Source organism: Streptomyces sp. NPDC127084 (assembly GCF_042724175.1).
Lineage (GTDB): Bacteria > Actinomycetota > Actinomycetes > Streptomycetales > Streptomycetaceae > Streptomyces.
In genome coordinates this window covers 1-7,746 of sequence record NZ_JBHXFA010000100.1, presented here as the reverse complement: position 1 = coordinate 7,746, position 7,746 = coordinate 1, and the positions used below count along the sequence as shown (strand labels likewise).

The 7,746-nt window shown below is 71.9% G+C and carries 7 protein-coding genes; all 7 read right to left on the bottom strand.

The features are described 5' to 3' along the window. Nucleotides 1-108: 108 nt before the first annotated feature. The 7 genes from ACFWI9_RS22320 to ACFWI9_RS22290 all read right to left on the bottom strand — a co-directional run bounded on the left by ACFWI9_RS22320 (nucleotide 109) and on the right by ACFWI9_RS22290 (nucleotide 7,711). Nucleotides 109-1,653 carry an MFS transporter gene (locus ACFWI9_RS22320; RefSeq protein ID WP_387164479.1) on the bottom strand — a complete coding sequence of 515 codons (1,545 nt, stop codon included), beginning with the start codon at nucleotides 1,651-1,653 and terminating at the stop codon, nucleotides 109-111. Between the two features lie 230 nt (nucleotides 1,654-1,883). Next, nucleotides 1,884-2,594: a GntR family transcriptional regulator gene (locus tag ACFWI9_RS22315; RefSeq protein ID WP_387164478.1), complete on the bottom strand. Its 711-nt coding sequence runs from the start codon at nucleotides 2,592-2,594 to the stop codon at nucleotides 1,884-1,886. A gap of 91 nt (nucleotides 2,595-2,685) precedes the next feature. After that, nucleotides 2,686-3,687 (bottom strand): proline racemase family protein, encoded by a 1,002-nt coding sequence (locus tag ACFWI9_RS22310; RefSeq protein ID WP_387164477.1) that lies wholly within the window; start codon nucleotides 3,685-3,687, stop codon nucleotides 2,686-2,688. Nucleotides 3,688-3,714: 27 nt separating this feature from the next. Further along, nucleotides 3,715-4,617, bottom strand: a complete 903-nt coding sequence (locus ACFWI9_RS22305) for a dihydrodipicolinate synthase family protein (protein WP_387164475.1) — start codon at nucleotides 4,615-4,617, stop codon at nucleotides 3,715-3,717. Nucleotides 4,618-4,738: 121 nt separating this feature from the next. Then, on the bottom strand, nucleotides 4,739-6,205 hold the full coding sequence (locus ACFWI9_RS22300) for an NAD(P)/FAD-dependent oxidoreductase (protein ID WP_387164473.1): 1,467 nt from the start codon (nucleotides 6,203-6,205) through the stop codon (nucleotides 4,739-4,741). Beyond that, nucleotides 6,186-6,500 (bottom strand): (2Fe-2S)-binding protein, encoded by a 315-nt coding sequence (locus ACFWI9_RS22295; protein WP_387164471.1) that lies wholly within the window; start codon nucleotides 6,498-6,500, stop codon nucleotides 6,186-6,188. The genes ACFWI9_RS22300 and ACFWI9_RS22295 overlap by 20 nt, the downstream gene beginning before the upstream one ends. Next, nucleotides 6,497-7,711 carry an NAD(P)/FAD-dependent oxidoreductase gene (locus ACFWI9_RS22290; protein ID WP_387164507.1) on the bottom strand — a complete coding sequence of 405 codons (1,215 nt, stop codon included), beginning with the start codon at nucleotides 7,709-7,711 and terminating at the stop codon, nucleotides 6,497-6,499. Before ACFWI9_RS22290 ends, ACFWI9_RS22295 begins: the two co-directional genes overlap by 4 nt. Nucleotides 7,712-7,746 lie beyond the last annotated feature (35 nt).

Below are 7,746 nucleotides of genomic sequence, written 5' to 3'. Positions count from 1 at the left end.
GTTTATGGGGTTCACTGTGGGGGGGCGCCGCCCACCACCACGGGCCCCCCCACCCCGGTCAGGTCCCCGTGCCCGTACGGCAACGACCCGGCACGGTCGGCGCGAGCCTCACCGGCTTCCGCCACCGCGGCCGTTCAGGCGCTCCATGTCGGCGGGGCCGATCCGGATGACGAACAGCGCGACCAGCACGGCTACCGCCGTGAAGACGGCGGCGACGGCGAAGGCAGCCGTCGCACCGGAGGTGAGGACCGCGTCGGCGTATGGCGCCGGGAGCCGGCCGGTGTGCGCGTAGCGCAGCCTCTCGGCGGGGGTGGCCCGGGTGAGGAAGTCCGAAGTCTGCCGGGCCGCATCCCGGCCCGCGACCGTACCGAACACCGTGATCAGTACGGCGAACCCGAGCGAGCCGCCGACCTGCTGATGCACGTTGAGCAGACCGGACCCCGCACCGGACTCCCCGGCCGCGACACCGGTGAGCGCCGTTACGGTGATCGACACGAACTGGAGTCCCATACCCAGACCGAACACCAGCATCGGCCCCAGCACAGCACCGGCGTACGTCGAGTGGACATCGACCCGGGTCAGCCAGACCAGGCCGGCGGTCGCGAGCACGGCGCCGGTCACCAGGAAGGGCTTGGGCCCGTACCGGGGCAGTAGCCGTGCCGTGGTCCGCGCCCCCGTCACGACGATCGCGCTGACCGGCAGAAAGGCGAAACCCGCCTGGAGCGGGCTGAAGCCCAGCACGTTCTGCACGTAGAGCGTGAGGAGGAAGAACATGCCGAACATCGCCGCGGCGAGGCTCAGTATCATCACGTAGGTCCCACGGCGGTTGCGGTCGGCGAACAGATGGAGCGGGATCACCGGCCGTACGGAACGGCGCTCGACAAGGGCGCACAGACCGAGGATCACCGGCGCCAGCGCGAACGACGCGATCGTGAGTGCGTCCGACCACCCATCCTGTGCCGCCCGGATGAAACCGTAGACGAGCAGCACCATCCCGGCTGTGGCGGTGAGCGCGCCCGCGATGTCGAAGGTGCCGGGCTGGCGTCCGGACTCCTTGATCCAGCGAGGCGCGGCAAGGACGATGAGCAGTCCGATCGGACCGTTGACGAAGAACACCCAGCGCCAGTCGAGCCATTCGACGATCACACCGCCCGCCATCAGGCCGAGCGCTCCGCCCGCGGCGGATACAGAGGCGAACACACCGAAGGCGCGGTTGCGTTCCGGGCCTTCGGTGAAGGTCGTACTGATCAGGGCGAGGGCGGTCGGGGAGGCGACAGCGGCGCCCGCCCCCTGGAGGGCGCGGGCGACGAGCAGCGCCCCGGCGCTCGGTGCGAGCCCCGCGGCCAGCGAGCCCGCGACGAAGAGCAGCACTCCGCAGACGAAGACCCTGCGCCGCCCCAGGATGTCCCCCGTCCGGCCCCCGAGCAGCAGCAGTCCGCCGAACGCGAGGGTGTACGCGCTGACGACCCACGAGAGATCGACGGTGGAGAAGCCCAGCGAGGTCTGGATGTGCGGCAGCGCGGTGTTCACGATGGTGATGTCGAGGACCACCATCAGCTGGCAGGACGCGATGACGAGCAGCGCCATCGCGCTCCCACCACCCCGCTCCGGGGCGGTGGTCCGCGCTGCTGGGACGGGTCGCGGGCTGGTCATGGCGTGTACGGCCCGGCGACACGCGTGCATGGCCGGGGCGGCGGGCGGGGCCGGTGGCCGGTGGCCGACGGCCGGTGAGAGGCAGGGAGCCGGTGAGCGCCGGGAGCCGGTGAACAGTGGACAGCCCCGTGCCTGTCCCTTCGACCGTAGGCCCCGGCCGGGACCGCCGCGAGTCGGCGGCCAGGCGCGGCGGCTCCGTGCGTGGACCTCCCGGACCGGTGGGGACGCGGTCAGCGACCGCCGAGGCGGTGCCGCGGCCTGGGCTCCACCGGTTCGTCCCGCGCCTGGGCCCAGAGGGAGCGGACATGCCCGAGGTGGCGGGCCATGCACTCCTGCGCTCCCGCCGCGTCACCGGCGAGCATCAGATCGAGCAGTTCCACGTGCTCCTCCGCCGAAGCCACCAGCTGACCGCGCTCGTCCAGCCTGGTCAGCCCGTACAGCCGGGAACGCTTGCGGAGGTCGCCGACCGTCTCGACCAGTCGCTCGTTGCCCGCGAGGGTGAGCAGACCGAGGTGGAACCGGCGGTCCGCGTCCAGATATCCGATGAGATCGTGCTCCCGCGCGCGCGTCACGATCTCATCGGCGACCGGGCGCAGCTCTTCGAGCTGCTCCACCGTCGCGATGCCGGTGACCTTCCCGATGGTCGGCACCTCGATCAGGGCACGCAGTTCGGTGTACTGGTCGAGGTCGCGCTCGCTGACCTCGGTGATCCGGAAGCCCTTGTTGCGGACCGGTTCGACCAGCCCCTCGCGCGCGAGGTCGAGCATGGCCTCGCGCACGGGTGTGGCGGAGGTACCGAAGTCGGCGGCGAGTCCGGGCGCGGAGTACACATGGCCGGGGCGGAGCTCGCCCGCCACGAGAGCGGCGCGCAGTGCGTGGGCGACCTGGTCGCGCAGCCGCTCCTGGGCTGTGATCAGGGTGAACTGCTTTGGGTCGCCCATGGCATGCCTCCGTGAATCCGCGAAGAGCCAGAGTACAATGTCACGTTTGCTCGGCGGGTCGCTGTCGTGGTCGGCGTCGCCGTCATGGCTGTCACAGGAGGAATCCCCCGGGGAACGGGTCGGACGGGTCGAGGAAGTACTGGGCCGTGCCGGTGATCCAGGCCCGCCCGGTGATGGTGGGGACCACGGCGGGCAGTGCGCCGACGGTGGTCTCCCCGATCAGCCGGCCGGTGAACTCCGTGCCGATGAACGACTCGTTGACGAAGTCACGGCCGATGGGAAGCTCGCCCCGGGCGTGGAGCTGGGCCATCCGGGCGCTGGTGCCCGTACCGCACGGGGATCGGTCGAACCAGCCGGGGTGGATGCCCATGGCATGCCGGGACCGTACGGCGTCGGAGCCGGGGGCGGCGAGATAGACGTGCTTGACCCCGGCGATGCGCGGGTTCTCGGGGTGGACGGGGCGGTCGGTGGCGTTGATGGCGTCCATGACGGCCAGGGAGGCGGTCAGCAGCTCGTCCTTGCGGGCGCGGTCGAAGGGGAGGCCGAGCGCGTCCAGGGCGACGATGGCGTAGAAGTTGCCGCCGTACGCCATGTCATAGGTGATCGTGCCATGTCCGGGTACCTCGGCCTTACGGTCGAGGGCAAGGCAGAACGCGGGCACGTTGGTGAGCCTGACCGAGCGGGCCACCCCGTCCTCCACCCGGACTTCCGCCGTCACCAGTCCGGCGGGGGTGTCGAGGCGGACCGTGGTGACCGGCTCACTGACGGGCACCATGCCGGTCTCCACGAGCACGGTGGCGACGCCGATGGTGCCGTGGCCGCACATCGGGAGCACCCCGGACACCTCGATGAAGAGCACACCGTAGTGGGCGTCCGGCCGGGTGGGGGGCTGGAGGACAGCGCCGCTCATCGCGGAGTGGCCGCGCGGCTCGTACATGAGCAGGGTGCGAATGTGGTCCAGGTGCTCCATGAAGTACGTCCGCCGCTCGGCCATGGTGGTACCGGGGATCACCCCGGTACCGGCGGTGATGACACGGGTGGGCATGCCCTCGGTGTGCGAGTCGACGGCGTGGAAGACATGGCGGGTGCGCATAGGGGTCCCCTCTTTCTGGTCAGCCGGTCAGCGGTGGCCTTCGGCGAGCGCTTTCTCGGTGGCCGCGCGCACGGCCGCGTCCTGCTCCGGGGTGAGGGGGCGGCGTGGCGGGCGGGTCGGGCCTCCCGGGCGGCCGGCGAGGTCCATGGACAGCTTGATGGCTTGTACGAACTCGGTCCTGGAGTCCCAGCGCAGCAGTGAGTGCAGGGACTTGTAGAGCGGTAGCGCCACTTCCAGATCCCCGTCGGCGGCGGCGCGGTAGAGGTCCGCACACACCTGGGGCAGAGCGTTGGGATACCCCGCGATCCAGCCGACCGCACCGGCGACGGCCAGTTCGAGCAGCACGTCGTCCGCGCCGATCAGCAGGTCGAGCCCCGGTGCGAGTTCGGCGATCTCGTAGGCGCGCCGAACATCGCCGCTGAACTCCTTCACGGCGACGACACCGTGCTCGGTATGGAGCCGGGCGAGGAGCCCGGGCGTGAGGTCGACCTTGGTGTCGTGGGGGTTGTTGTACGCGACGACGGGTACGCCGGAGCGCGCGACCTCGGCGTAGTGGGCCAGCACCGCCGTCTCGTCCGCGCGGTAGGCGTTGGGGGGCAGCAGCAGCACGGATCCGGCGCCCGCATCGGCCGCCTGGTCGGCCCAGCGACGCGCCTCGGCGCTGCCGTAGGCGGCGACGCCAGGCATCACACGGCTCCCGTCTCCGGCCGCGTCGATGGCGGTACGGACCACTCGGGCGCGTTCGTCGTCGGTGAGGGTCTGGTACTCACCCAGGGAACCGTTGGGTACGACTCCGTCGCAGCCGTTGGCTATCAGCCAGGCCACATGGTCGGCGTAGGCGTCGTAGTCGACGGAGAGGTCGTCGCGCAGTGGAAGGGCGGTGGCGACCATGATTCCGTGCCAGGGGCGGGTACGAGGTGCGAATGCCATGTCCAACTCCTCTTGTACTGTGTGACATTGTATAAGTGGGCGGTTGTCGCTGTCACCGGGTTCGCCCGGTCAGTGCTTGCCAGTCCGTGCGTGAGTGCGAACCTGCGTGTGCGTGGGTGCTTCAGGGTGATTCCGGCGGTTCGGCGAGATGGCCCAGCGGCACCGGACACGACAGCGGGCGCCGGTCCGCGACGGGCCCCGCTGCGGGGTCCTCACCGGTCAGCCAGTTCACGGCTGGGCCGCAGACACGCCCCTGGCACCAGCCCATCCCGGCGCGCGTGAGCAGCTTCACCGTCCGGGCGTCGTGCGCTCCGAGCTCACCGGCCGCCTCCTTGATCAGCCCGGCCGGCACCTCCTCACAACGGCACACCGTGGTGGTGTCGTCGAGCCACCCGGTCCAGCCGGAGCGCGGGCGGTGCGCGGCGGCCATCAGATCGGCGAAGGCTCTCATCCGGGCACGGCGGGCGGCCGCCCGGGCGGTGTGCCGGGAATGGGCGAGGACGCCGCGCAGGGTACGGGCGATGGAGCGTCCCGCCAGTTCTCCTTCGATCAGGGCGAGTTCGGCGCCCCCGATACCGCCGGTCTCGCCCGCCGACCAGACGCCGGTCACGGTGGTGCGTTGTTCACCGTCCACCCGCAGCGCCACGCCGCCGTCAGGGGTGCGGCGGGTGGCGCAACCGAGTTCCGCAGCGAGTTCGAGCTGCGGCACGAGACCGTGTCCGACGGCGACCGCGTCACAGGCGACACGCCGGGCACTGCCCGGCACCGGCCGCCAGTCTCGGTCGATCCTGGCGAGCGTGACGGCCTCCACCCGCTCGGTGCCATGGGCCGCGATGACGGCGTGCCTGCTGAGCATCCGTACACCGCGCCTCAGCAGCGCACCCGCGTGGACCGCGCCTTCGGCGAGTTTCCCGGGAACCCGCAGGAGGGTGGGCAGTCGGCGGGCGTAGGCGGCGTAGGACGACGCCTCCACCATGACGGGCACCTCGGCACCGGCCGCCGTGAGCGATCCGGCCACGGCGAGCAGCAGTGGTCCGCTGCCTGCCACGACGATCCGCCGACCAGGCAGCACCAGACCGGACTTGAGCATGGCCTGCGCCGCGCCGGCACCGATGACCCCGGGCACGGTCCAGCCCGGGAAAGGCAGTTGGCGCTCGTACGCTCCGGTGGCCAGCAGCACGGTACGAGCCCGGATCTGGGCGGGCCGCTCCTCCTCCACCCGGCTGCCCGCCAGGGCGTGAAACCGCCAACCAGAGGTGCCGCCGTCCGCGTCGGCGCCGTCGGGAAGGATCGTCCAGACGTGGTGTGCGGGAAGGTACCGGACGCGGCCCGCTTCCCGAAGTGTGCGCAGTCTGCGTTCCAGATCGGCGTAGGCGCTCCAGCCGTGGTGCAGGGCCTCCGGGCGGCGGGCACCGAGTGCGGCCGCCGGCCGGCGGTAGAACTGCCCTCCCGTCCGCTCCCCCGCGTCGAGCAGCGCCACCCGCACTCCCAGCTCGGCGGCTGTGACCGCCGCCGCGAGCCCCGCGGGCCCGGCCCCGACGACCGCGGTGTCATAGGGATCGCCGACGTCACACGGAGAGGTCGTCATGGCCGGTGCCCTCCTGTGTGGTGATCGCGTCGCCCGGACGTGCCGGAACCAGGCATGCCCGCTGGTTGGGGCGGCCGTTGACGGTGGCGAGACAGTCGTAGCAGACGCCGATACCGCAGAAGGCCCCGCGCGGTGTGCCGTTCACCCGGGTGGTGCGCCAGGAGAGGATGCCCGCGGCCCAGAGCGCGGCGGCGACGGTCTGCCCGGGAAGGGCCCGGATGGGACGTCCGTCGAAGGTGATCTCGTACGGAGGACCGGGGTCGGCCCGCACCAGGGACGCGGGAGTTCTGGTCACTGCGCCGCTCCTGAATCGTCGTCGGGGTGATCGGGGCGACCCGGGCGATCGGGCCGACCGGGGTGGCCACGGTCGCCCGAAGCGGGCGCGGGCGCCTCACCGAACCGGTCCGGCCGGAACGGTGCGAGCCCCAGGGCCTGTTGCCCCCCGCTCAGGGCGGCGGCGATCAGCAGCCCGGTGGCGGGCGCCAGTCCGATGCCGGCCCCCTCGTGTCCGCAGGCGTGCAGGAGTCCCGGCACCCTGGGGTCGGGCCCGATGGCGGGCAGATGGTCGGGAAGGTAGGGCCGGAAGCCGTGGTAGGCCCGCAGCACCCGCAGGTCTGCGAGCACGGGGAACAACTCCTTTGCCTGGCAGGCGAGTCGGCGCAGTGCCTCCCGGGACAGGCTTCGGTCGAAGCCCACCCGTTCGCGGGTCGCGCCGATCAGGACCGGTCCTGCGGGGGTGCCTTCGACAACCGCGGAGGACTGGAGAGTCGCTGAGCCGCTTGCGACATCGGCGATGTAGTCGGCGGCGTACACCTTGTGGCGCACGACGCGTGGCAGTGGTTCGGTGACCAGGACGAAGCCCCGCCGGGGCAGTACGGGCAGTTCGGTGCCCGCGAGCCGGGCGATGGCGCCGCCCCAGGTGCCCGCCGCGTTGACGACGGCGGGTGCGAGGAGTCCGCCGCGGGAGGTGCGTACGCCCCGGACGGCCCCGCCCGGTGCGGTGAGCACTCCGGTGACCTCCTCGCCGAGTCGGATGACCGCCCCGTGTTCACGTGCCGCGGCGAGCAGCCGGGCGGCCGCCACGGCGGGCTGGACCTGGGCGTCCTGAGGGTAGTGGAAGCCCCCCGCGAGCCCGGGTGCGAGATGTGGTTCGAGCTCGTGGAGCCGGTCGGCGGGGATTTCACAGGCGGCCACTCCGGAACTTCGCTGCCGTTCGGCGAACTTGCGCAGTGCGCCGAAGGCGGTCTCGTCGGGGGCCACGACAAGACCGCCCTTGGGTTCGTACTCGATATCCGGTGGCAGGGTCTCGGCCAGTTCGCGCCAGAGTCTGCCGGACAGCAGCGCGAGATCGAGTTCGGGTCCGGCTTCCTTGTCGGACACCAGGAGGTTCCCTTCCCCAGCGCCGGTGGTGCCGCCCGCGACCGAGCCGCGGTCGACCACCGCGACGGCCAGACCGGCGCGCCCGGGCGTGTACGCGCACGCCGCGCCGAGGGCACCGGCGCCCAAGTTGTGGGCGTCCCCGAGCGCTGGGGGCTCTGTGG

Coding starts and splice junctions, on each gene's coding strand:
- ACFWI9_RS22310 (WP_387164477.1), bottom strand. CDS start 3,687: ATGCGCACCCGCCATGTCTTCCACGCCGTCGACTCGCACACCGAGGGC.
- ACFWI9_RS22315 (WP_387164478.1), bottom strand. CDS start 2,594: ATGGGCGACCCAAAGCAGTTCACCCTGATCACAGCCCAGGAGCGGCTG.
- ACFWI9_RS22320 (WP_387164479.1), bottom strand. CDS start 1,653: ATGACCAGCCCGCGACCCGTCCCAGCAGCGCGGACCACCGCCCCGGAG.
- ACFWI9_RS22305 (WP_387164475.1), bottom strand. CDS start 4,617: ATGGCATTCGCACCTCGTACCCGCCCCTGGCACGGAATCATGGTCGCC.
- ACFWI9_RS22300 (WP_387164473.1), bottom strand. CDS start 6,205: ATGACGACCTCTCCGTGTGACGTCGGCGATCCCTATGACACCGCGGTC.